A 23,146-nucleotide genomic window follows, 5' to 3' on the forward strand; every position below is an offset into this window, starting at 1 on the left:
TCCAATATAAAAAGGGTGTTAAAAGCCGGACACTTGCTGGGGCAGCCAGGTTGCAATCGCCGGAAACAGAGCGACGATCAGCAAGGTCAGCAACTGAGCAAGAATAAACGGCACCACACCTCGACAAACTTGTCCGTATGTCATGTCTTTGGGGGCAATGGACAAAAGGTAAAAAATCGAAGAGGCCAGGGGCGGTGTCAGGTAGCTGGTTTGAATAACAACAATCACCATGACGCCAAACCACAAGGGATCCAGTCCTGTTGCCACAATAAAGGGCAGGAAAAGCGGCACGCAAATCAATACGTTTGCCGTCCAGTCCAGCACAAAGCCCAGCAGAAAGACGATGCCCAGAAACAGAATGATCGTACCCGTACTGCCCAGGCCCAGATCGCTGGTCAGCATTTGTACCAGCTTGGCACCACCATTGGCTGCAAAGGCTCCGGTAAACATGGTGCCCCCAGCCACAATCAGCATGATCATTGCTGTAATGCGTACCGTAATCCGCAAGGCTCCGCTGAACACTTCCCAGTTGAACTGACGGTAGAAAATGCACAGGACAGCGGCGGCAGCGGCACCCAGGGCAGCGGCCTCGGTGGGCGATGCAATCCCTTTCATCAAGGAACCCAGAACGGCGATGATCAGCAGCATCATGGGAACCAGACCACGCATCGTGATGCTGATTTTCTCGCCCAAGGGCCGACGCATATCCTCGTCATCCGCCCGAGGCCCCAATTCGGGCTTGAGCGTGGTGGCAATCAGGATGTAAGCCACAAAGAGCGTGGTCATCAACAGGCCCGGAAAGAGCATGGCAGCGAACAGCTCGCCCACCGGAACCTGTGCCAGGGAGGCATAGACGACCGCGACCACTGAGGGCGGGATCATGGTGCCCAGGGAGCCCCCGGCGCAGATCGTGCCCGCGATCAGGGAGTGGTTGTAGCGAAAGCGCTTCATGGCTGGGATGGCCATCAGCCCCACCATGATTTCTACCGCCCCCACCACACCGGCCGCGGCAGCAAAGGTGGCGGCCATGGCGATGGTGGCAATGGCCAATCCACCTGGCAGACCACCCAGCCATAACTGCATGGTGCGAAACAGGCGTGCGGCAATGCCCGAGCGCTCCAGCAGGGCTCCCATCAGAACAAACATGGGAATCGCTGACAGGATATGGTTGGTGGCCGCGCCGTACAAAGCGCCATACATCTGGTCAAAGACCATGGGGCCAAAGGCGTACCAACCGGCCAGAAAGGCGGGCAGGATCAGCGCAAAAGCCACGGGTATGCCCTGAAAAATCAGCAGGAACAGGGCGGGAAACATCAGTCCGGCAATCCATAAATTCATGGGCTCACCTCGATGTCTGCAGGGCTTTGTTCTTTGACCGCGCAGCGCAAGCCATGGGCCAGCAGTTGCAAGGTAAAGGCGATCAGGCCAATGGCAATGCAGGCGTAGAACGGCCACATGACCGGGGCCCAGGGGCTGACCATTTCCACTTCGTTCAGCTTCCAGGCCATCCAGGCTTTGTTGACTCCGACTTTGCTCAACACCGCAAACAGGGGAAACAGCACCAGCAGGTACAGGACCACGTCTGAAATGCGGGCAAGGGACTTGGGTAAGTGCTTGCGAACCACATCAATGCTGATGTGTTCGTTCTGGCGCATTACCCAGGCCATGCCCAGCAGAAAAATAGCCCCGTTCATCATGTAGGCGACATCGAAGGCCCAGACCGTAGGAGCATGCAGGACGTAGCGCGCAAAGACCTCCCACACCATGGCCGTGACCAGGATGGCCGCAGCCAGCTCCGCCAACCTGGCACTGACAAGGGCAACAAAGTCGATCAGTTTTGAAATAGGCTGCAGCATGGCAGCTCTCCTTCAGAAAGTAGGACTTAGTCGCGGATCAAGTAATTGCTTTCGCTGCGCCAACGATTCAGGAAACCATCGTAGTCAGTCAGCAGGTTTTTCATGTAGTCGTTGCCGGACTGTGCCTGGGCGTCGGCTTTCTTGTGTACCCAGTCATTGCCAGCCTCGGCCAGCTGCTTGATGAAGGCCGGATCCAGGGTGATGACTTCGTTGCGTCCCTGGCGATACTTCTCCATGGCCTTGATGTCGGCGTTATAGAAGTAGTCCAGCGATTGATGGGTGGTCAGCTCGGCGGCAGCCTCAATTAACTGCTGCAGATCGGCGGGCACCTTGTCCCAGGTTTCCTGCTTCAGCACGACTTCCCACATGAAAGTAGGTTGATGCACACCCGGTACGACGATGTATTTGGCGGCCTGATGAAAGCCTTCTGGCGTATTGGAGGAGGGGGTTGCCCATTCCACTGCATCCACCCCTTTGCGTTGCAGCAGGGTGTAGGTATCGCCGGGAGGAACCACCGTGGGAACGGCACCGAAATAGTCTTTCATCACATCGGCCCAGGCACCGGAGGTACGGTACTTCAGCCCTTTCAGATCTTCAGCTGTCCGAATCGGGGTATTGGAGTGCGCCAGGACTTCGGTGGAGCCCAGCCCCACAATCATGGTTTTCAGGCCATTTTTGGAACGCAGCTCCTGCAGCTTTTCCTTGCCACCGCCTTCATATAGCCAGACACGATAGGCATCGGGCCCCATGCCGCCGGGATAACCCGCAAAAATCGCATTGGCTGGGTCCTGATTGACCAGATAGCTGGAGGTGGAGTGGCCCGCTTCCACAACGCCTGTCTCTACTGCTTCAAAGACTTTAAGGGCGGGAACGATAACCCCGGCTCCAAAGGGCTGAATCTCGACACGATCCCCCGTCATGAGTTTCACGTTCTTTGCAAAACGCTCCAGAAAGTTTTGATAGAACGGGGAGCCTTCGGGTACAGAAGTGGGTACGCGCCAGCTGATTTCGGCTGCTTGTGCCGAGGCCATGCTGCCCAGCAAAAACAGGCCAGCCAAGGTGGATGCAACAAGTTTGGATTTCATGTTTGTCTCCGGTGGTTTTTTTATAGTTCAGCTCTGTCAGAGGTCGACGGCCAGCTTCAGAGCATGGGATGGATCTTAATGTTTTCTAAATATATTAACAACATATTTAGATTGGGGTTTGTCCTAGAAAGTGCCGGAGGTGGCTTTCTGATTGGCTTTCAGTGTTCGTTCCTAGTGTTGGAACGGTAGGGGGAGACCGTTCCTGGTCTGGTTCTGATGCGGATTTCAGGATTGAAGTGATGAGTGATGCGGATCTTTTTTATGCTTGTGTGAAGCATCACGGGGCAGCCTTGTTTAGCTGTTTCAATCCTTTCGTCCCTGCGGTCTAGCTGGTACACTTTGCGACTGCTTTTTTATAAGCACGCGGCGGCAGGACAAGGTCTTTGGACCGTTCTTTTGCTGTAGCATTTTCTGTAGCAGCGGGCAGGAAAATAGCTGGTTTTTTACGGACTGGAGAGGGCGGCGGATCTGCCCTTGTGTGTTGTAAAGCCAGGATTCCTGCGGTGCATGTAGTGTCTGGCCCGCCTGGGCCTACTGCGCAGACCAGCCACCGGGCCCATAGTTAAATGGATATAACTTTCCCCTCCTAAGGGAAGATTGCAGGTTCGATTCCTGCTGGGCCCGCCATTTTGCTGCATGAGGCCCGTCTGCCTTCATGGCTTTTAGCTCCGCACCTGATAGGCCGAGCGTTGAAATCCCACTTGATAACTGATCTTTCGCGATGTGTGCGGAGCGCCCCGTGTGTCTGCTCGCTTTGCTTTTAATCGAGCCAGCCTTGTTGTGAGAAAACAAGGCTGGCAGGAAGCGAAAGACGATTGTGTCACGACTGACACTGGATGGGCATGCGCGTTCTGGAGAGTCAGTAGCGCTAATGGAGCGGCCGAGTGCCAAGACTTGTGGGTGAGGTTCTGGGGGCTTGTGCACTGCCCCAAGCATTCACAAGCCCTTTTGTTGAGGCCAGATAGTCATCCACACTACCGGTCCAGAGCTTGAATCCCAGACAATTTTTCCATTTGACTTGTTGATAAAGCCAGTGGGTCTGGCAAACGGAGCAGCGAAACAGGCTCTGTGCTCCCTGGTCGCCATAGTCCTCTGTTTTGGTGATGCGTTCCATGTAGGCATGCTTGGGTGTATGCGCTTTGGAAAGCGGCAGAGTCTGGCACAAAATACACATTGTTTTATGGTCGATCTTGCCCACTTCTTGCTCCTTTTTAAATAAAGGCTATGGGAAATAGCGTGTTTTAAAAAAGACAGCAATGTGCTTTCTACAAAAACTATCAAACTGAAAGCAAGATAGTCAGACGCATCTTACAAAGCTTGTCGTGACTTGGGTAGTGGCAGCTGTAAAAAATCATTTCGTTCGCAAAAACCCGTAAGAAGCAGCGCTGAAAAACGTGGCCATCGCTCGTTCTGCCTAGGGGAAAGCCGGTCTGAATGTCTGGGCTGGGCCGCAGCCGGTGGTTTTTTACAGGGCGGGGATGGCAAAGCAGTTGTGTCGCTGTTTGATCTGCGTTTGAATTTTGCCCAGTTTCGTTTTTATTTGAAATATATGCGCGAGTCCCAAGACTACACTGCTTTTATTTATAAGGGATTTGCCATGAAAAACGACAAGCATTCCTTGGAAAAAGATCCGCTCTCTTCTTCTGCATGCTGGCAGGAGGACCCCCCGTTGGTCAAGCCGTGCAAGCCAGATTCGGTGGACAGTTTTTTTGATCGCTTTGCCAAGGCGGTGACACGCTTTGCCGGCTCCCCCATCATGTTTTCCGTTGCTGTTTTAGCGGTGCTGGTGTGGGCCTTGTCCGGGCCGTATTTTAATTATTCGGAAACCTGGCAATTAATTATTAATACTGGCACAACGATTATTACTTTCTTGATGGTTTTTTTAATTCAGCAAAATCAAAATAAAGATAGCAAGGCATTGCATATAAAGCTTGATGAGTTAATTATTTCACTGACAGATGCCAATGAACGTTTGATTGATGTTGAAGAGCTGGATGAAAAGCAGCTTAAAAAACTGGAGGCCTATTATTCCTCCATTGCTTTGAAAGCTCGCCGACGTTTGGACGGCGGGGAATAAAGAAAAGGGCCTTGCGGCCCTTTTTTTATAGCAATTTGCTGCGTTGCTGCTCGGCTCGCGAGGCCCCGATTGGCGTTTCGACTTGCTTTTGCTCTTCTGGAGGTGGCAGTACCGCAGGAAAGCCCAGAGACTGAATCCACAGTTCGCGAGACCAGCCCTGAGTGTGGTAGAGATGATGGCCTTCATCGGGAGCGACGGCATCGTGCGCCTGCTTGAGCAGGGCCGCCAGCTTTTTGTCTTTGCTCTGCTCGCCAACCAGGCCAATCAACTGCCAGTTCAGATGATCTTTAGTTTCGGCCAGAATCACGCATTCGGACGCCACCAGCTCAGCGGCTTTCGGGTCCCCAGCCTGCTTGGCCAGATCCATCGCCTTGACCAGTGCCGATGCGATTTGTTTCAGCACTTGTCGGCCGGGTGTTTGTTTGGCGGGGTCCAGTGCCAGCTCCTCAAAGATACTTTTCAGCACCTGTTGATGTGTCAGCGTTTCTTTCAGGTAGCCTTCCCATTCTTTCTTCAGATCCGCGTTCTTGGCACAGGAAATGGCTGCTTTATAGACTTGCTCCCCGCCCAATTCGGTTTCCAGGGCTTGATACAAGAGTTCATGCAGCTGCTCGGTGTTCGCTTTATGTAATGTCATTGTTCGCTCCAGTCCATGGGTTGAGGGGTAGAGCTATCACCATAAATGCTGGAGCACACACAGATTATTCGATTTGATGAGGAGTGATACGGGCTGTGAATGGCGTAAGGCCAGGGTAACACTATGCCTGGGCAGGGATTGAAAAGGGTTATTGGAGCTGGCCCACTAAACCGTCTGCGTGCCTGTGGTAGGATTGTGCGCTTTATCGCAGCTTCGATGCGGGCCGGGGGGCTTCTCGTCAGGCTTGCGATTCCATTTTTGAACGCATCGTCTTGTCGGGCTGAACCGCGTTCACCGCCAGGCTGATGCACCGCAGCAGGTTAGTCATGACACTCCAAGGTTGGAAACGCCGCGTTTTTTACGTGGGTTTGTTCGAGTTTTTTGCCATTGTTTTTTCTTCGTTTCTGCTGGCGTATTTTGCCGGTGGAGAAGCCTCGGAATCTGCGCCTATTGCAGTAGCGATCTCGGTGATTGCGATTGTCTGGAACTATGTGTTCAACACGGCGTTCGAGCACTGGGAGTCCCGCCAGGCCGTCAAAGGCCGTAGCCTGTTGCGTCGAAGTGTGCATGCGATCAGCTTTGAGGCTGGCCTGGTGATTGCCATCGTGCCTTTGTATATGTGGTGGTATCAGGTCGGATTGCTGGAAGCGCTGCGTATGGAAGTGGCCATTCTGGTGTTCTTCCTGATTTACTCCTTTATCTTTAGCTGGACCTTTGATCGGGTGTTTGGCTTGCCGGCCAGTGCGGCCTGAGCCCCATCGCCCCATAAAAAAGCCGCGTCATGCGGCTTTTTTGTTTCTGCTGAATTGGCTCTATCACCCCACCTGAGCCTCCCGACGTGCCTGGCAGATGCGCCCATGGTGTACGTCCGCCCATTTCACCAGTTCCCGCATGGGCACCAGAAAGGACTGCCCCAATTCGGTCAGCGTGTATTCCACGCGCGGCGGCACTTCTGCGTACAAGGTCCGTTGTACAAATCCATCAGTTTCCAGCCGCTTGAGGGTGCGCGAGAGCATTTGGCGGGAAATATCGCCGATTTCCCGACCCAGCTCGTTAAAGCGCATAGTGCCCGGTGCTAGGGATTCCAGGATCAGCAGGCTCCATTGGTCACCAATTCGATCCAGTACATCCCGGATGGGGCAGGGTTGCTCAAATTCTTCCTGTATGGCGCTGGAAGCCAGTGTGGCTGTGCTTGTTGAGGACATGACGAGTCGCTTTCCTGTGTTCAATAGTCACTTCCGTGTGACCTGGTATGGCCTGCGTGACTTCTTGTGGACTGTGAAAAAACTGTCTAGCATCACGCTTAATAGTCTACTTTATAGACCAGGTCTTTATTTGAGCACACAAGGAGCTGTTATGTCTCGTATTGCATTGATAGGTGCTTCTGGCGAAGTCGGTTCGCGCCTTTTGAAAGAACTCTCGGATCGTGGTCATACGGTGACAGCGATTGCTCGCCATACTGAAAAAATTGCCAGCCTGCCCAATGTCACGGCGGCTCAGGGTGATGTCAATGATCTGGACGGTTTGATTGCGCTGTTGAAAGGGCACGAGGTGGCGATCAGCGCGGTGCGTTTCGCCTCGTCGGATCCTTCCAAGCTGATTACGGCAGTTCGTGCGGCTGGTGTGCGGCGTTATCTGGTGGTGGGCGGTGCGGCCAGTCTGGAAGTGGCTCCCGGTCAGCGATTGATTGATCAGCCTGCTTTCCCGGACGCCTACCGTACCGAGGCCTTGGGTGGCATTGCCTTTCTGGATCAGCTGCGTCAGGAAAAAGAACTGGATTGGACTTTCCTGTCGCCCTCGGCAGAGTTTGGTCCGGGTCAGCGCACGGGCAAGTTCCGTGTGGGCAAAGACAGTCTTTTGGTCTCGGACCAAGGCAGCAAGATTTCTTATGAGGATTACGCCATCGCTTTGGTGGACGAGATTGAGCGTCCTGCCCACTCGCGCCAGCGCTTCACCGTAGGTTATTGAATCAGGAGCGTGACTGATGAAAGGGTTAATCCGATGGGTATCTCCAGTGTTATTAGCGGGCTCTTTCTTGTTGAGCACAAATGCAGCGTTGGCTGCCAATTCGCCGACTCGTGATGTGGCTCAGGAAGAGAGCAATCGCAAGCTGGTGGTCGATTTTTACGACAGCTTCTTTAACAAGCATCAGGTGCAGGAAGCGGCGGCTGTCGTGGCCGAGGACTATATTCAGCACAATCCGGAAGTGCCGGATGGAAAGGCACCTTTTGTGGGCTATTTTGGTGGTTATTTCAAAGAGAATCCGGAGTCCCGTGCGCGGATTGTGCGTAGTGCTGCGGATGGGGATCTGGTCTATTTGCATGTGCATTCGACCAATGGCAAGGCCGATCGCGGACAGGCCGTGATTGATATTTTCCGGGTGCAAGACGGCAAGATTGTGGAGCATTGGGATGTGATTCAGGCTGTGCCGGAGCAGGCTGCCAATAGCAACACTATGTTCTAAGGACACTAGTTTGGGGTGGATGTTGAGCCCCGGTGCAAAGAGGATGTATGTGTACCAGAAATAAAAGACCCGCCATCACTGGCGGGTCTTTTTGTTGCTGGGGCAGTTAAACGGAGTTCTTGCCGGGGCAACCGTTTTTGTTTTTGCTTTGCGGTGTTTCGATTTAGAGTCGTCTAAGCCGCTTGCATCTTGATCTTGGTTTCGCGTATCGGCAGATTGACAATGGCAGCCAGTACGGCCAGCACAATATCGGCCCACCACATCCAGCTGTAGTCGCCAAAACGAGTCAAGGCAATACCGCCTAGCCACGCCCCCAGAAAGCCGCCGATCTGGTGCGAGAACAAGGCCAGACCGAACAGGGTTGCCAGATAGCGCGTGCCAAACAGCTTGGCGACGATATTGGCGGTAGGCGGCACGGTCGCCAGCCAGGTCAGGCCCAGGCCGATGGCAAAGATGTAGAACACCAGATCGGTTTTAGGCATCATCAAGTACCACAGGATCAGCACGGCGCGCGAGGCATACATCAGCGCCAGCACGTACTTGCTGCGCCAGCGGGCAATGCAGGAACCGGCGGCAATACTGCCAAAGATATTGGCCAGGCCGATCAGGGCCAGCGACCAGCTTGCTACCGAAGGTGGCAGCCCGCACAGGTCAATTTCCCCCGGCAAGTGGGTGACCAGAAAGGCAATGTGAAAACCGCAGGTGAAAAAACCCAGGCTCAGCAGCAAGTAGCTGCGATCCTTCATGGCGCTTTTCAGAGTCTCGGCCAAGCCTGGACCGCTGGCAATCGGAGCAGGGCTGGGGGCTGCTGCTGTTTTTTGAGCTTTGTTGCCTGGGCTCAGTTTGCGGATCAGGGGCAGGGTTAGCAGGGCGGTCAGGGCCAGGACCCAAAAGGTCGACATCCAGCCCACCCAGCCGATCAGCTTTTGCACTACGGGAGCAAAGACGAACTGGCCGAAGGAGCCGCCGGCATTGATCAGGCCCGAGGCCTGACCGCGAGCGTGATCGGGAATACGTTGGGCGGCCGCGCCAATCAGAGTGGAGAAGCTGGCTGCACCCGAGCCAATATTGGCCAGCAGGCCCAGCGTCAAGGTCAGGCCCAGCCCCGTGCCAATAAACGGTGTGACGGCACAGCCCAATGCCAGAATCAGAAGACCCGCGATCAGAACCCGGTCCGGGCCCCAGCGGTCAGAACAGGCACCGGCAATAGGCTGGATCGCACCCCAGGCCAGTTGGCCCACGGCCATGGCAAAGCTGATGGACATGATGCCCATGCCGGTTGCTTTATCGATGGGGCCGACGAACAGGCCAAAGGATTGGCGTATCCCCATGGTAACCATCAGGATGCCAGCAGCCGCCAAAGTCACCGTCATGACGGCGGGCTGGCGCAAGGATTGAAACATGGGGACCCCTCTCATTATTCAGGTTTGAATTATCTGGCGAAATGCCAAAGCGGTGCAATCACCTGCTTTTGCGAAGAGCGATGGGGCGGACAGTGTTGTCGTGCGCTGCTATCCAGTGCTAGCTCTTGTTGCGGGAGGAGGAGGAGGTGGTGGTGGTGGCTTTGCGTGGCAGGAAGTGCAGGGAGCAGAACTAGGCCGTTTAGTGCGGCGTTTGATGGTTCAAGCAAGCGCGGGACATAAAAAAAGACGGGCTGACAGCGCCGTCTTTTTTTATACCTGCCGCTAAGTAAGATCAGCCTTTTTCCAGACCGGCCTGCACTGGGCGCGCGCCCAGTTTGTCGATCAGAACCTGGGGATTGATACCCAGCAAATAGCCGCGTCGGCCACCATTGATGTAAATGGTGTCGAACTCCAGCAGTTCTTCTTCGAGCCATACAGGCATGGCCTTGCGGGTGGCAAAAGGCGAGGTGCCGCCAACCATATAGCCGGAATGACGCTGGGCCACCTCCGGCTTGCAGGGGGCGATCTTTTTCGCGCCGGTCTGACGGGCCAGATTCTTGGTGGAGACTTCACGGTCGCCGTGCATCACGATGATCAGGGGCTTGGCGCTTTCATCTTCCATGATCAGGGTCTTGGCCACCCGGTGCAGGTCCAGACCCAGCTGGGCAGCTGCTTCCATGGCTCCGCCATGATCGACATAGTTGTAGCTATGTTCGGTAAAGGAAATGCCATTTTTACGTAGCCACTGCGTGGCCGGTGTTTCGCTAACGTGTTTTTCTTTAGCCATATCTTGGTCGTGCGCTCAGGCGCGTGGATGATGGGCTGCGTGCAAGGCTTTCAAGCGCTCACGTGCCACATGAGTATAAATCTGGGTCGTGGAAATGTCGGCGTGCCCCAGGAGCATCTGCACTACGCGCAGGTCGGCCCCGTGATTGAGCAGATGGGTGGCAAAAGCATGGCGCAGAACGTGCGGGGACAAGGGGGCCAGAATTCCGGCCTGTACCGCGTATTTCTTGACGATCAGCCAAAAGGACTGGCGACTCATGCAGGTGCCGCGCCCGGTAATAAAGACAAAATCGCTGCGGCGCTGGCCCAGCAAGGCAGGGCGGGATTCCTGCATATAGCGTTCGATCCAGTGCAGCGCTTCCTGCCCCAAGGGCACCAGCCTGTCCTTGCCGCCCTTGCCCTGGTCGATGCGCAGTACGCCATCGCTCAGGCTCAGGTTTTGCAGGGGCAGTTCAGTCAGCTCCGTGACGCGCAAACCGCTGGCATACAAAGTTTCCAGCATGCAGCGGTCACGCAGGCCCAAGGGATTATGTATGTCTGGTGCGGCCAGCAGGCGCTCTACCTGTTCTTCAGACAAGGTATGCGGGACACGCGGGGCTTGTCGGGCGCTGCTCAGTTCCAGGCAGGGGTCGTCCTGCCGCATGCCTTCTTGTACCGTCCAATCGTAAAAGCGGCGCAAGGTGGCCAGCCTGCGGTTGGCCGTGCTGGCCTTGCTCTGACCGGCCTGGCTGGCCATCCATTCGCGCAGATCGCCAGCTTCCAGTTGCTCCAGTGGTTTGCCTTCGCGCTCTTGCTGAGCCCATTCCTCCAGCCGCTCCAGATCCTGCCGATACGCTTGCTGCGTGTTGGCGGACAGGCCGTCCTGCAACCAGAGCATGGTGATGAAATCGGAAATCAGACTGGCTTGCGTCATGGGGATGAAAAATTCGGAAAGCGTGGCTGTTGGCGTGCTTTTGGGAGCCGGGATGAGGCAGGAAAGCCATCATGCTATCACTCCGGGATGATGAGCTTCATTCAGCAGAGGGGTAGATTTACGCTATATACCTATATATATTTCCTGATTATACTAATTCGTTACACCCGTCCCGGAGGAGAAAACAATGTTCAAACGCGTCGTATCGGTAGCCGCCTTATCCCTGTTTCTGCAAGGCACAGCACAAGCTGATGAGTTGGTGGTAGCCGCCGCTGCCAGCCTGACCAATGCTTTCAAGGAACTGGCAGGCCAGTTTGAGGCAGAGCACCCCGGCACCAAGGTGCTGACCAGCTTCGCCGCATCGGATGTATTGCTGCAGCAGATCGTCAATGGCGCTCCGGTGGATGTGTTTGCCTCGGCCGACCAGAAAGCCATGAACAAGGCGGAAGAAGCCAAGGCTGTGGATCCTGCTACCCGCAAGAATTTTGTACAGAATCAGGTTGTGCTGATTGTGCCGACAGATAACCCCGCCAAAGTGAGCAACGCTGGCGATCTGGGCAAGGCAGAAGTCAAACGCGTGGCTGTGGGTAACCCGGCTGTTGTGCCTGTAGGCCGCTATACCCAGGCTGCTCTGGAAAAAGCCGGTCAGTGGGACGCAGTCAAACAACGCGAAATTCTGGGGCAGAACGTGCGCCAGGTGCTGGATTACGTTGCCCGCGGTGAAGTGGAAGCCGGTTTCGTGTTCGCTACCGACGCGGCCATCATGAAAGACAAGGTGGAAGTGCTGGAAGTGCTCAAGACCACGGAACCTGTCACGTACCCCATCGCCCTGGTGCAGCGCGAAGGCCGTAATGACAAGGCCCAGGCCTTCCAGGATTTCGTCATGTCCGAATCCGGGCAGCAAGTGCTGGCAAAATACGGTTTTGCCAAGCCTTGACAGGATTTTGATAGACGGATGACTTCACTTTGGATTCCCCTGTGGTTGTCGCTCAAGGTCGCCGGTTGGGCGACCTTGTTCGCCTGTGTGCTGGGTATAGGGGTGGCCTACGCCTTGTCACGCTGGCAGTCGCGCTGGTGTGACCTGCTTGACTCCATCCTGACCTTGCCCATGGTCTTGCCGCCTACCGTCATTGGCTATTACCTGCTGGTCTTGCTGGGTCGGCGCAGTACTTTTGGGCAATGGCTCTCCAGCATGGGGATTGAACTGGTCTTTACCTGGCAGGGCGCAGTGATTGCCGCAACTGTCGTCGCTTTTCCCATGATTTTGAAGGCCGCGCGTGCGGCTTTTGAGGATGTGGACCCCCGTCTGGAAAATGCCGCCAGCGTGCTGGGCCTGAAACCTTTGGCCATTTTCTTTCGTGTCAGCCTGCCTTTGGCTGCACGTGGCATCATGGCCGGTGTTTTGCTGGCCTTTGCCCGCGCCCTGGGCGAGTTTGGCGCGACCCTGATGATTGCTGGCAGCATACCGGGGCGCACCCAGACCATGTCCATCGCCATTTACGAGGCGGTGCAGGCGGGCGAGGATCAGCAGGCTTTAGTGCTGGTCGCCATTATTTCGATTACTTGTGTGCTGGTCTTGTGGAGTACCAGTGCTTTGTCACCCCGTCACGTACGCCGCAAAAGAGGGATGCAATGAGCCTGAATGTACAGATTCAACGCACAGTGGTCAGCGAGACCCGTCATTTCGACTTGAATATTCAGATTCAAACCGAAGCCCGTCATATTGCCTTGTACGGGCCTTCAGGTTCGGGCAAGTCCCTGACGGTGCAAAGCGTGGCGGGCTTGTTGCGGCCCGATCATGGTCGTATTCAGATTGGCGACCAGGTTTACTTTGATTCTGAAAGAGGCATCAACCTGAAGCCGCGCGAGCGTCGGGTGGCGTATCTGTTTCAGGACTACGGCCTGTTCCCGCATTTGACCGCGGCACAGAATATTTGCTTTGGCTTGAATACAGGCTTGTTCAACCGCTCCGTGCGCGACATGCCTGCGGCTGCCCAGCGTTGGGTCGAGGCGTTTCAGCTGGAGTCGGTATTGAGCAGCTACCCCGCCCAATTGTCGGGCGGGCAAAAGCAGCGTTGTGCCTTGGCGCGAGCCTTGGCCATTCAACCTCAGCTGCTCTTGCTGGATGAGCCATTGGCAGCCCTGGATCAGGATTTGCGGGCTCGTTTGCGGGCTGAACTGGCTCAGTTGCAAAGCCAGATCGATATTCCCACTATCCTGATTACCCACGATCCTGAGGATGCCAGGGCCCTGGCCCAAGAGGTCTATCGTATTCGCGAGGGGCGCATCATTGAATGCTGTACCAGCGCGGATCTGGAAGTCCTTACAGCGTAGCGATCATCACGCTGGATGCCTTGAACAGTGCATAGGCGGATTGGCCTGCTTCCAGGTGCAAGCGCTGTGTGCTGTCCAGGGTGATGCTGGCGGTTACTGTCAGGCCCTGTGGCAGTTCCAGGCGTACTTCTGCATTGACGGCACCGGTAATGACGTCGGTAATGGTGCCGGGTAGCTGATTGCGAGCGGATAGAGAGTTGCGGGTGTCGCCCGTGCCAATCATGATCGAGGACGCTTTCAGAAAAGCCAGAACCTTCTGCCCTTCACGCAGGCCCAGGTTTTCCGTGCTTTCCCGTGTAATCGAAGCAACAACGGTTTGGCCCTGGCCAATATCCACATGAATTTCGTCATTGACGGCGCCGGTCTTGATCGTGGTAACGATGCCGGGCAGTTGGTTGCGAGCCGAAGTTTGCATGATCATGGTCTGGAGTAACTCCATTTGAGTCGCCACGGAAGGCATTAAACGACCAATACGGCTCATGAAGCGTTGATGCAGCCGGTCGTAGGTTTGATACAGCTCCAGCAGTTCGATGGCTTTGGGCGTCAGGGTGGCACCGCCACCACGATGACCGCCCGTACTGCGCAGCACCAGAGGTTCGCCCGCCATATTGTTCATGATGTCGATGGCGTCCCAGGCCGCCTTGTAGCTGATGCCAATATGACGGGCAGCGGCAGAGATCGAACCCTGCTCGGCAATGGCGGCCAGCAAGGCCATACGGCGGGCGCTGCCCCAGGTATGGTCGCCAGTGCGCAGCGACAGGCTGCCGGTTAATTCGGTATTGGGGGTGTTTGAACTAGACATGGTGATAAGTGTAAGGGCGGGAACAAACTAGGGATAGAGCGCCGGTACAATGGCCGGATCAGCGCTGCTGGCCGTTCTGTTTTCTTGCAACCTTAACTGGTTTTTTCTATGTACGACACCCCTGCTGTTTCCATGGCTCAATTGCAGGAGCTCAATAGTGCCGAGACGGTTGTGTTAACCGTGAACAAGCGCTATGCGCGCCGCCTGCTGGGGCATTTGTCGGCTCGTCTGGCCGGCGCTGGCGGGACGGTGGCCGTGCCGGAAATTGTGCCGTTGGGTGCGTGGCTGGCGCAGGCCAGCGATCAGCTTTGCTTTTCCGAACAATGGCAACCGGCCGCGCACCAGATGGATCGTTTTGCCGCCTTGCAGCGCTGGGAGCACAGTATCGAGCAGTGCGAGGAAGAGGGTTATTTCCTGGATGTAGGCCAGGCGGCGCGCCTGGCTTGTGAAGCCGATACCTTGCTGGATGAATGGAGTATCGAGCTGAAACCCGGTGAGGCCAGCGTGGATTTCGAGCGCTTCATGCAGTGGCGCGCTCACTATCGGCAAAGCCTGGAACAGGCGGATCTGGACGACGCGAATCTGGCTGCGGAACGTGTGCTGAAAGCGGTGCAGGCCGGTGCCCTGCATATGCGTCATCGTCATATGGTGCTGCATGGTTTTCATGAATACTCCCCGCGTCTGCAAAGCCTCTTGAGTGGTTTGCAGGATATGGGGGTGGAGATTCTGCAACTGCAGCACGAAGAGGCTCCGGCAACAGAAGTTCATCGAGTGCAGGCACAGGATGCGGATACGGAATGGCGCCTGGCTGTGCAGTGGGCGCGTCGTCAATTGGATGAGGACCCGGATCGCACAGTAGCCATTGTGGCTGCGCAGCTGGAAACACAATTGCCCTTGGTGCATCGCCTCTTGCGTCAGGCCATGCACACGGATCAAGGTGCTTTGCCTTATAACGTGGCAGCGGCCCGATCCTTGGCTGAGTGGCCAGTGGTTGAAGCGGCCATGGCCTGGTTGAAGGCCTTGTTTACGCTGGCGACCAAGGGGCAGGCCGAGCCCGCCATGCTGGGCGAAGCCTTGCGTTTGGGCGCGTGTCAGGCAGAACAGTCCGAAGCAGGCGGCCGTGCTCGCATTGACAAGGCCTGGCGCGACAATCGCATCACGCAAGTGAGCCGCAAAGAATTTGCCGACATGCTCAGCTTTCACACGCCCGAACTGGCTCTGGCCTGGGGCAAGGCGGTGGAGCGCTTCGAGTCCGTGTCGGCCGGCGCTCAAGGGGTGGATACCTGGGCTTCGGTCATGCGCCAATGCCTGGAGGCCTTGGGTTTCCCGGGAACCAACCGTCTGGACAGTGCTCAGTTTCAAACCCTGGAAGCGTTGGAAGCCTTGCTGCTGCAACTGGCACAGCAAGCTCCTGTCCTGGGTCGCATCAGTGCCTTGAAGGCGCAAAGCGCGTTGGCTCGCATGGCCCGTGAAAATCTGTTCCAGCCACAACGTGATCCGCGCTCCCGTCTGGATGTGCTGGGTTTTCTGGAAGCGGAAGGCGGGCGTTGGGATGCCGTATGGGTGCTGGGCCTGACCGATGATATTTTGCCTGCCGCCGTCAAACCGAATCCCTTGATTCCTGCCCAGGTGCTGCGCCGAGTCTCGGCACCTCGCAGTACGCCGGAGCGGGAGCTGGAGTGGGCGCGCTGGATGCTGAGCGCCTTGCTGCGCTGTGGTAATCAGGTTTTGCTAAGTGCACCTTTGCATCAGGGTGAACAGGAACTGAGACCTAGCCCCTTGATTGCTCATTGGCCTGTGCTTGAAATGCCTTGGGCGGTGCAGGCAGAGCAGGCCGTCGCACAGGAAGCCTTGTTGGATGAGCACGGCCCCAGCCTGATGCTGGAAGAGCGCATACGCGGCGGGATCAGCGTGCTGGATACGCAGGCCCGCAGCCCCTTGTGGGCTTTCGTGAAGTTCCGTTTGCATGGTCAGGCCTTGCCCGATTACGCCCGTGTCGGCGATATGAATACACGTGGGATGTTCCTGCACCGCGCCGTCGAATTGTTCTGGCTGCGTGTGAAGGATCAGGACAGCCTGCATGAGCTGATTGGCGAGGATTCGCTGCTGGATGTGGTGCAAGCATGTATCGAACAGGCTGCTCAGGAAGAGCTGGCCGATTACGGTCCGGTGCTGCGCAGCCTGGAAATGGAGCGGGGTCTGGCGGTCTTGAACGAGTACGCCCATCAGGAAGCCCAACGCCCACCGTTTGCTCTGGGGGCGACGGAGCATGAATTGAGCTGGAGTCGAGGCTTGCTGCGCCTGAACCTGCGCTTGGACCGACTGGATGATCTGGCTGATGGCGAGCAATTGCTGTTGGACTACAAAACCGGCATAGGCGAGCTGCGGCCCGATAAAGACTGGTTGCGGCCCAGACCCGTGAATCTGCAATTGCCGTTTTATGCTGCCGCCTTGCAGGATCAAGGCCGTAGCGTCAGTGGTTTGGCCTTTGTACGCTTGCATGCCCGTCAGGTGGGCTTAAGCGGTTTGGCCGCGCCCGGCATGGATATTGATGGCCTGACCGAATTGGAAAGCGCCCAGCAGTGGACCGCGCAAATCGCGCAGTGGAAACAGGCGGTGGAAGGTCTGGCAGATGAGTTCCTGCAAGGGCAGGCCGCCAACCAGATCTGGAACCGCAATGATTTGCTGTACTGCGATGTTTTGCCTTTTTTACGTTTGTTCCAGGAAGACCTCCAAGACAATGGAGGAGAGGTGTAATGCTGACAGTCCCTAGCGATAGCCCCGCCCGTGCACGGGCACTGGACCCCGAGTCCTCCTTTCTGGTGCAAGCCCCAGCCGGTTCCGGCAAGACAGAGTTGCTGACTGACCGGATTCTGGCCCTGCTGGCTCGCGTGCAACGGCCAGAGGAAATTGTGGCCATTACCTTCACCCGTAAAGCTGCGGCTGAAATGCATGCGCGTGTGCTGGAGAAGCTGGCCGCTGCCAATCAGGAACGCCCTGCCGAGCCCTACCGGGTACGTAGCTGGGAGCTGGCGCGCGCGGCCATGCAGCGCAATCAGGAACAACAGTGGGATTTGCTGGCCTATCCGGCACGCTTGAGTATCCGTACCATCGACTCCTTGTGTGCGCACCTGGTGCGTGCCATGCCCTGGATTACGGGGCTGGGCGGGGTGCCGGCCATTACCGATAAGGCCCAGGAACATTACGAAGCGGCGGCTTGGGCCACGCTGGAGATGGCGGAAAGCGTGCCCAGCGTGGCGCGCTTTCTGGAACATATGGATGTGAACCTGCTGCAGGCGCAAGCTCTGTTGGCCGGTATGTTGGCCAGCCGCGATCAGTGGCTGCCAGCCGTGGGGCAGGGCGGTGATGTGGCGCTTTTGCAAGACAGCTTGCGCGAGGTGGTGGAGCAGCAGCTGCAGCAGCTAAGCGATTCACTGCCACCCGGTTGGGCGCGGACTTTGGCCCCCCTGGCCTGCTTTGCGGCCTCGAATCTGGAAAGCGGCGATGTGTTGGCCTTGGCGGATTGGCAAGGCGATAACCTGGCCCCGGTCATGGACGATCTGCCGCGCTGGCGTGGCCTGGCCGCCTTGTTGCTGACGGATAAAGGTGATCTGCGTAAGAGCCTGACAGTGCGTAATGGCTTTCCCCCGAAAACAGCACAAAAAGAAACTCTGACGGAGTGGTTAAGCAACTGCCTGGGGACAGAGCCCTGGATTGCCCGTCTGGCCAGTGCCCGCCTTTTGCCCGAGCAATACTCCCCCCAGCAGCAAGAAGTCCTGTCCAATCTGATTCAGGTTTTATGGCTGGCTGCGGCGCAATTGAAACTGCGCTTTGCCGAGAAAGCCGAGGTCGATTTCACCGAGATTGCACAGCGTGCTTTGCAAGCCCTGGGCGATGCGGACGAGCCGGGCGAGTTGCTTTTGCGCATGGACAGATCCATACGTCATTTGCTGGTGGACGAGTTCCAGGACACCAGCCAATCCCAGGTGCAATTGCTGGAGCGCCTGACCAGTGGCTGGGAACCGGGCGATGGGCGCAGCCTGTTTCTGGTGGGCGACCCCATGCAGTCCATTTACCGTTTTCGCAAGGCGGAAGTGGGTTTGTTTCTGCAGGTCTGGCAAGCGCGACGCCTAGGCGAAGTAGAGCTGGAGCCGCTGAATCTCAGCAATAACTTCCGCTCGCACCCGCGTTTGGTGGAGTGGGTGAACAAGGTGGGGGCGCAACTGTTTCCGGCTCGACCTGATCCGGATCTGGGCATGGTCACCTACGAACACTCGACTGCTTTCAAGCCTGATATTCCCGAGTGGGCGGTGCACTTTCACCCCTCCTGGCATTTCCGGGTGGCACGGGGAGAGGATGCCGTGCCGTCGCAACAAGCAGCCCAGGAGCGTGCGGTGCAAGAGGCGGTTCAGTGCGCAGCTCAAGCTCTGGAACGTTATCAGGACAGTGAGCATCCGGTGGCAATTCTGGTGCGAGCACGTTCGCACTTGCATTGTTTGGTGCGCAAGCTGGGTGAGCAGGGCATACCGTGCCGAGCCGTAGAGCTGGAACCCTTGCAACAGCGCCCTGTGGTGGCGGATTTGGTGCAATTGGTCCGTGCCTTGGCTCACCCGGCAGATCGACTGGCTTGGCTGTCCGTCTTGCGCTCGCCATTGATCGGTTTGCGTTTGGAGAGCCTGCATCGCTTGTGCGCCATGCATCCCACCCAGACCTTGGCCGAGCTGACGCAGAATCAGGAGTTTCAGGATTGGGATTCGGACGAGCGGACCCGTCTCTTGTTTGCCTGCCAGATCTTGCTGGACCGGAGAAATCGCAGCGGTTTGATGCCGTTTGCGGGCTGGGTACAGGAGTGCTGGACACGCCTGGGCGGGCCGCAGGTTTATCCAAGCCTGGCCGATCAGGCCGATGCCGAACAAGTTTTGCGGCTGCTGGAGGAGCTGTGTCCCTATGGACCGCCCGATCAGCAGCAATTGCAGGCCCGCGTGGAGTCCTTGTATGCCACCCCGCAAGGTACGGGCAAGGCCGTGGAGGTGATGACGATTCACAAATCCAAGGGGCTGGAGTTCGAAACCGTCATCTTGTTTGGCTTGCACAAGCAATCGGCAGCCGATTCCGAACCCTTGATTCGTCTGGAACACAGCGCCGAGCGCCTGATTCTGGGGCCGATCAGCCATAAAGGCAGCGAGCAACGCGATCCGGTGTCGCAGTTTCTGGCAGCGCGGGAACGTATCCGGGCCGAGCAGGAAAGCCACCGTCTTTTATATGTGGCCCTGACGCGAGCCCGTCAGGAGTTGCATTTGTTTGCGGAACTGAGCATCACCCAGGACAAGGGCCTGCGTGAGCCGGATGGCCGTTCCTTGTTGAGCCGTGTCTGGCCCGTCCTGGATCAGCCACAGGCTCCGGTTTGGCAAGCCGAGCAGGGCGCACAGCAAGAGGAGTCCGGGCAAAGTTCTGCGGCATTGTTGCAGCGAGTGGTGAGTCTGCCCGCTGCACCACCCGAGCAGTTGCCAAGCGCCAGCCCGCAGTATCAAAGCTGGCAGTGGTCCCTGGACACGACTCATGAAAAAGCCATTGGTACGGTTGCCCACGACTGGCTGGAAAAGCTGGGTCGTGAAGGTCTGGACCAGTGGCCGGTAGAGCGCTTGCAGCAAAGCCGCGCCGTGATGCGTCGCCAGTTGCAGCGGGCCGGTGTGCCGGCCAGCTATCTGGATGACGCTGCCCAATCCTTGTTTGAGGCGATTACCGCCACAGTACAAACCGAGCGTGGCCGCTGGCTGCTGGGCGTCACCCGCGCCTATCGCGAGTGGTCCCTGCTGGACGTCAGTGGCCGGGTGTCGATTATTGACCTGGCCATTTCCCAGGAAGATCACTGGCTGGTGGTGGATTACAAGACCGGGCGGCCTGCCGAGCATGAGAGTCTGGACGATTTCAAGGCCCGGATGCTGGAGCGTTATGCGCCGCAATTACAGCGTTATTGTGAGCAGGTGCAGGCTCTGGATGGACGGCCCGCGCAGGCTGCGCTTTATTTCCCGAGAGCCGATCTTTGGCTGCCGTATTAATGCTACACTATTGGTCGGCGGGCCCCTCCGCATGGTTCGGCGGTGAATCTGGTCAGGTCGGGAACGAAGCAGCCACAGCCGTGCAGAATCAGTGCCGGAGTCAGGCTCGCCACTTCATTTGCTTATCGGGTTATGCGCGCCCGGTCTATCTGCTTCCCTTCAGCACCGAATCCGGTACACTTTTCCTTTCGCTTATTTGTATTGATGGTTCACGCCGTCCGGAATTCGCATGACCTATCTCGTTCTGGCCCGCAAGTGGCGCCCTCGCTCCTTTGACACCCTGGTTGGTCAGGACCACGTGGTGCGCGCTTTGACGCACGCCCTGGATACCCAGCGCCTGCACCATGCCTGGCTGTTTACGGGCACACGCGGCGTGGGCAAGACCACCTTGTCACGTATTCTGGCCAAGTCGCTGAACTGCGAAACCGGCATCACCTCCAAGCCCTGTGGCGTTTGTCGCGCTTGTACCGAGATTGATGCTGGTCGCTTTATTGATTATGTAGAGCTGGACGCCGCCTCCAACCGGGGCGTGGAAGAGATGACCCAGCTGCTGGAGCAGGCGGTCTACGCCCCCAGCTCGGGCCGCTACAAGGTCTACATGATTGACGAAGTTCACATGCTGACCGGGCACGCCTTCAACGCCATGCTCAAGACGCTGGAAGAACCGCCAGCGCACGTCAAATTCATTCTGGCCACCACAGATCCGCAGAAAATTCCGGTTACGGTCTTGTCGCGCTGTTTGCAATTCAATTTGAAGCAGATGACAGTGCCTGCGATTGTGGGCCACCTGCAGGACATTCTGACCCAGGAAGAAATGCAGTTCGAGCTGCCCGCCTTGCGTTTGCTGGCGCAGGCAGCCGATGGCTCCATGCGGGATGCCTTGTCGCTTAGCGATCAGGCTATTGCCTATAGCGCGGGTGATCTTAGCGCCCAGGCTGTGCAAGCCATGTTGGGCACCATTGATCAACGCCACCTGGCGCAATTGCTGCAAGCGCTGGTCGCTTACGATGCGCAGGCCATTATGGGTGTAGCCGATGATCTGGCCTTGCGTGGCCTGTCTTATTCGGGAGCTCTGGCGGATTTGGCCACCTTGTTGTCCCGTATCGCCATCGAGCAGCGCATTCCCGGCACGATTTCTGATGATGATCCTTTGGCAGAAGCAGTGCGGCAATTGGCGCCCACGCTCTCGCCCGATCATGTGCAGTTGTTTTATTCGGTAGCGGTGCATAGCCGTCAGGAGCTGTCTTTGGCTCCGGATGAGTACGCCGGTTTCGTGATGGCGTGCTTGCGCATGCTGGCCTTGTTGCCCGAGCCCGTCTCGGCGTATGTACCACCGCCAGCAGGGCCTTCGGGGTCTGATACTGCTGGTGCTGGTGCTGGTGCTGGTGCTGGTGCTGGTGCTGGTGCGGCTCAGGCTGCTCCCGCTCCTGCGACGGCCCCCGCTGCCTCAGAGCTTGCGTCGGCACCGGCTACCTCTACTGCCTCTGTTGAGGCCGCCGCCTCTGGCGCGCCTGTACAGCAAGCTGCGCAGGGTGCGCAAACAGAGCCGAGCGTCCAAACTGCACAAGCAGCGCAAACCACTCAGCCTGCGGTTAACCCACAGGCCGCGTCTCAGCAGGCACAGGCTTCTGCCCCTGCAGCCGCCCCGGTCGTTGATGTTGCCCGTGCACATGCAGCCCAAGCAGCGCCTGTCGCAGAATCCATCCCTGCTGACGACGATTTTGTCCCGGCCTGGGAAGACGCTCCTGAGCCTGCCAGCGCGGAGGCCAGCTATGATTCTTCAGAGTCTGCCCCAGCGGTTGCAAGCTTTGAAACCGGTTCCGCCACCAGTCAGCCTCAAGAAGCTGCGACTGCCGTTGCTGATAGCAGCACTGTTGAAGCCGTCCAAGCGGCATCGACTCCATCCGTTCCGTCCGCCCAGCCAGCCGCAGAGTCCACTTCTGCAGCCCAGGCAGGCTCCTCTGCCGACCCTGTAGCAGAGTCCTCCAAAGCCCAGGGCAAGAGCAGTGCTCAGCCTCTGATGTCGTCTCAAGCCCAGGCCGCCGCCCGAGTAGACCCAGTGACAGAAGAAGCGCCGCCAGCCGCCTCCACCCAGGACGGCCCGGAGGAGCCCGCCTGGTTGTCTGAGGGCATGGACGAAGAATTCGAGAATTACCAGCCTTTGGATATGGACGCAGCTCGTGCCGAAGAAGACGGCGATGTACCGTCTGTGTCCATGTCTGATCGCTTCATGCCCGACACCGAACTGGGCCTGCCCGTGCCGCAGAGCGGTTCGGACAACCCGCGCACCGTGCGACTGGGCGGCATGAAACCGGAAACCTGGCCTGACGTGGCAACCAGCTTGCCCTTAAGCGGCTGGGCCGCCGAACTGGCCCGCCAGAGCGAATGGCTGGGCGTGAAAGGCCAGGAAATCCACCTGCGTGCCAAAATCAAGGCTACTGAAGGCAGTCAGGGCAAAGCGCGCTTGCGCACTGTTCTGTCGGAATACTTTGCCCAGTCCATTCAGTTGGTGATCGAATACGGGGATACAGGCGATGCTACCGCGCATGCCGTGGAGCAGGCCAAGCTGGCCGAGCGTCAGCGACAGGCCGAAGAGCAGGTTGCCCAGGATCCCTTTGTCTTGAGCCTGATCCAGGACTTTGACGGCAGCGTCAAAGCCGGGTCGATCAAGGCTGCTCCTTTGGTTCGGGCCGCCTGAATGGCCCCTTGTCAATTTATATCAATCAGGAA

At 57.3% G+C, this 23,146-nt stretch carries 20 protein-coding genes, 1 tRNA gene and 1 other RNA gene; 12 read left to right on the top strand and 10 right to left on the bottom strand.

Going from position 1 to position 23,146, the window contains the following annotated elements; translation table 11 throughout:
* Nucleotides 1–18 precede the first annotated feature (18 nt).
* From CPY64_RS02975 to dctP, 3 genes are read right to left on the bottom strand one after another with little or no spacing between them, the layout of a single operon-like run.
* Nucleotides 19–1,338: a TRAP transporter large permease gene (locus tag CPY64_RS02975; RefSeq protein ID WP_042483702.1), complete on the bottom strand. Its 1,320-nt coding sequence runs from the start codon at nt 1,336–1,338 to the stop codon at nt 19–21.
* Nucleotides 1,335–1,856, bottom strand: a complete 522-nt coding sequence (locus CPY64_RS02980; protein WP_042483704.1) for a TRAP transporter small permease subunit — start codon at nt 1,854–1,856, stop codon at nt 1,335–1,337. The genes CPY64_RS02975 and CPY64_RS02980 overlap by 4 nt, the downstream gene beginning before the upstream one ends.
* A 26-nt stretch (nt 1,857–1,882) precedes the next feature.
* On the bottom strand, nt 1,883–2,941 hold the full coding sequence (dctP, locus tag CPY64_RS02985; protein ID WP_042483708.1) for a TRAP transporter substrate-binding protein DctP: 1,059 nt from the start codon (nt 2,939–2,941) through the stop codon (nt 1,883–1,885).
* 552 nt (nt 2,942–3,493) lie between these two features.
* Here dctP and CPY64_RS02990 point away from each other — a divergent pair.
* A tRNA-Arg gene (locus tag CPY64_RS02990) sits at nt 3,494–3,568 on the top strand.
* Between the two features lie 241 nt (nt 3,569–3,809).
* Here the strand turns inward: CPY64_RS02990 and CPY64_RS18915 are convergent.
* Entirely contained in the window at nt 3,810–4,139 is a 330-nt protein-coding gene (locus CPY64_RS18915) for a hypothetical protein (protein ID WP_123794705.1), read from the bottom strand.
* 129 nt (nt 4,140–4,268) lie between these two features.
* Here CPY64_RS18915 and CPY64_RS19295 point away from each other — a divergent pair, with 129 nt between their 5' ends.
* Nucleotides 4,269–5,018, top strand: coding sequence for a low affinity iron permease family protein (locus CPY64_RS19295; protein WP_372407468.1), 750 nt, complete (start codon nt 4,269–4,271; stop codon nt 5,016–5,018).
* 25 nt (nt 5,019–5,043) lie between these two features.
* Here the strand turns inward: CPY64_RS19295 and CPY64_RS03000 are convergent, their stop codons facing one another.
* Nucleotides 5,044–5,655 (bottom strand): hypothetical protein, encoded by a 612-nt coding sequence (locus CPY64_RS03000; RefSeq protein ID WP_042483711.1) that lies wholly within the window; start codon nt 5,653–5,655, stop codon nt 5,044–5,046.
* Between the two features lie 326 nt (nt 5,656–5,981).
* Between CPY64_RS03000 and CPY64_RS03005 the strand changes: the two genes are divergently transcribed.
* The gene (locus CPY64_RS03005) at nt 5,982–6,407 is read left to right on the top strand and encodes a PACE efflux transporter (RefSeq protein WP_009461311.1); all 426 of its coding nucleotides are present in this window, start codon (nt 5,982–5,984) and stop codon (nt 6,405–6,407) included.
* A 63-nt stretch (nt 6,408–6,470) separates the two neighbouring features.
* Here CPY64_RS03005 and CPY64_RS03010 read toward each other — a convergent pair whose 3' ends face one another.
* Nucleotides 6,471–6,860 carry a winged helix-turn-helix transcriptional regulator gene (locus CPY64_RS03010; protein ID WP_042483714.1) on the bottom strand — a complete coding sequence of 130 codons (390 nt, stop codon included), beginning with the start codon at nt 6,858–6,860 and terminating at the stop codon, nt 6,471–6,473.
* Nucleotides 6,861–7,011: 151 nt separating this feature from the next.
* Here CPY64_RS03010 and CPY64_RS03015 point away from each other — a divergent pair, with 151 nt between their 5' ends.
* Both CPY64_RS03015 and CPY64_RS03020 read left to right on the top strand, forming a co-directional pair.
* Nucleotides 7,012–7,623: an NAD(P)-dependent oxidoreductase gene (locus CPY64_RS03015; protein WP_042483717.1), complete on the top strand. Its 612-nt coding sequence runs from the start codon at nt 7,012–7,014 to the stop codon at nt 7,621–7,623.
* Between the two features lie 16 nt (nt 7,624–7,639).
* Nucleotides 7,640–8,119 (top strand): nuclear transport factor 2 family protein, encoded by a 480-nt coding sequence (locus tag CPY64_RS03020; RefSeq protein WP_042483719.1) that lies wholly within the window; start codon nt 7,640–7,642, stop codon nt 8,117–8,119.
* A gap of 173 nt (nt 8,120–8,292) precedes the next feature.
* Here CPY64_RS03020 and CPY64_RS03025 read toward each other — a convergent pair whose 3' ends face one another.
* From CPY64_RS03025 to xerD, 3 genes are all read right to left on the bottom strand, one after another.
* Entirely contained in the window at nt 8,293–9,522 is a 1,230-nt protein-coding gene (locus tag CPY64_RS03025; RefSeq protein WP_042483721.1) for an MFS transporter, read from the bottom strand.
* 292 nt (nt 9,523–9,814) lie between these two features.
* Complete coding sequence (gene ybaK / locus CPY64_RS03030) at nt 9,815–10,309, bottom strand: Cys-tRNA(Pro) deacylase (RefSeq protein ID WP_009461319.1); 495 nt, start codon at nt 10,307–10,309, stop codon at nt 9,815–9,817.
* A gap of 15 nt (nt 10,310–10,324) precedes the next feature.
* On the bottom strand, nt 10,325–11,221 hold the full coding sequence (gene xerD, locus CPY64_RS03035; RefSeq protein ID WP_042483724.1) for a site-specific tyrosine recombinase XerD: 897 nt from the start codon (nt 11,219–11,221) through the stop codon (nt 10,325–10,327).
* 187 nt (nt 11,222–11,408) lie between these two features.
* Between xerD and modA the strand changes: the two genes are divergently transcribed.
* The 3 genes from modA to CPY64_RS03050 are packed head-to-tail and all read left to right on the top strand — an operon-like array spanning nt 11,409 to nt 13,555.
* Nucleotides 11,409–12,158 (top strand): molybdate ABC transporter substrate-binding protein, encoded by a 750-nt coding sequence (modA, locus tag CPY64_RS03040; protein ID WP_042483726.1) that lies wholly within the window; start codon nt 11,409–11,411, stop codon nt 12,156–12,158.
* A gap of 18 nt (nt 12,159–12,176) precedes the next feature.
* Entirely contained in the window at nt 12,177–12,857 is a 681-nt protein-coding gene (gene modB / locus CPY64_RS03045) for a molybdate ABC transporter permease subunit (RefSeq protein ID WP_042483729.1), read from the top strand.
* The gene (locus CPY64_RS03050) at nt 12,854–13,555 is read left to right on the top strand and encodes a sulfate/molybdate ABC transporter ATP-binding protein (RefSeq protein WP_042483732.1); all 702 of its coding nucleotides are present in this window, start codon (nt 12,854–12,856) and stop codon (nt 13,553–13,555) included. Before modB ends, CPY64_RS03050 begins: the two co-directional genes overlap by 4 nt.
* On the opposite strand, the gene CPY64_RS03055 is transcribed toward CPY64_RS03050, so the two are convergent.
* Nucleotides 13,545–14,357, bottom strand: a complete 813-nt coding sequence (locus CPY64_RS03055) for a TOBE domain-containing protein (RefSeq protein ID WP_042483735.1) — start codon at nt 14,355–14,357, stop codon at nt 13,545–13,547. The two genes, CPY64_RS03050 and CPY64_RS03055, sit on opposite strands and share 11 nt — an antisense overlap.
* Nucleotides 14,358–14,465: 108 nt before the next feature.
* On the opposite strand from CPY64_RS03055, the gene CPY64_RS03060 reads away from it, so the two are divergent.
* The 4 genes from CPY64_RS03060 (at nt 14,466) to dnaX (ending at nt 23,114) form a co-directional block, all read left to right on the top strand.
* Nucleotides 14,466–17,114 (top strand): PD-(D/E)XK nuclease family protein, encoded by a 2,649-nt coding sequence (locus tag CPY64_RS03060; RefSeq protein WP_042483737.1) that lies wholly within the window; start codon nt 14,466–14,468, stop codon nt 17,112–17,114.
* On the top strand, nt 17,114–20,416 hold the full coding sequence (locus CPY64_RS03065; protein WP_042483738.1) for a UvrD-helicase domain-containing protein: 3,303 nt from the start codon (nt 17,114–17,116) through the stop codon (nt 20,414–20,416). Before CPY64_RS03060 ends, CPY64_RS03065 begins: the two co-directional genes overlap by 1 nt.
* Before the next feature lie 16 nt (nt 20,417–20,432).
* Nucleotides 20,433–20,530, top strand: an RNA gene (ffs, locus tag CPY64_RS03070) — signal recognition particle sRNA small type.
* Between the two features lie 115 nt (nt 20,531–20,645).
* Nucleotides 20,646–23,114, top strand: a complete 2,469-nt coding sequence (dnaX, locus tag CPY64_RS03075) for a DNA polymerase III subunit gamma/tau (protein ID WP_042483741.1) — start codon at nt 20,646–20,648, stop codon at nt 23,112–23,114.
* Nucleotides 23,115–23,146 lie beyond the last annotated feature (32 nt).

This window comes from Alcaligenes faecalis, assembly GCF_002443155.1.
Taxonomy (GTDB): Bacteria; Pseudomonadota; Gammaproteobacteria; order Burkholderiales; family Burkholderiaceae_B; genus Alcaligenes; species Alcaligenes faecalis.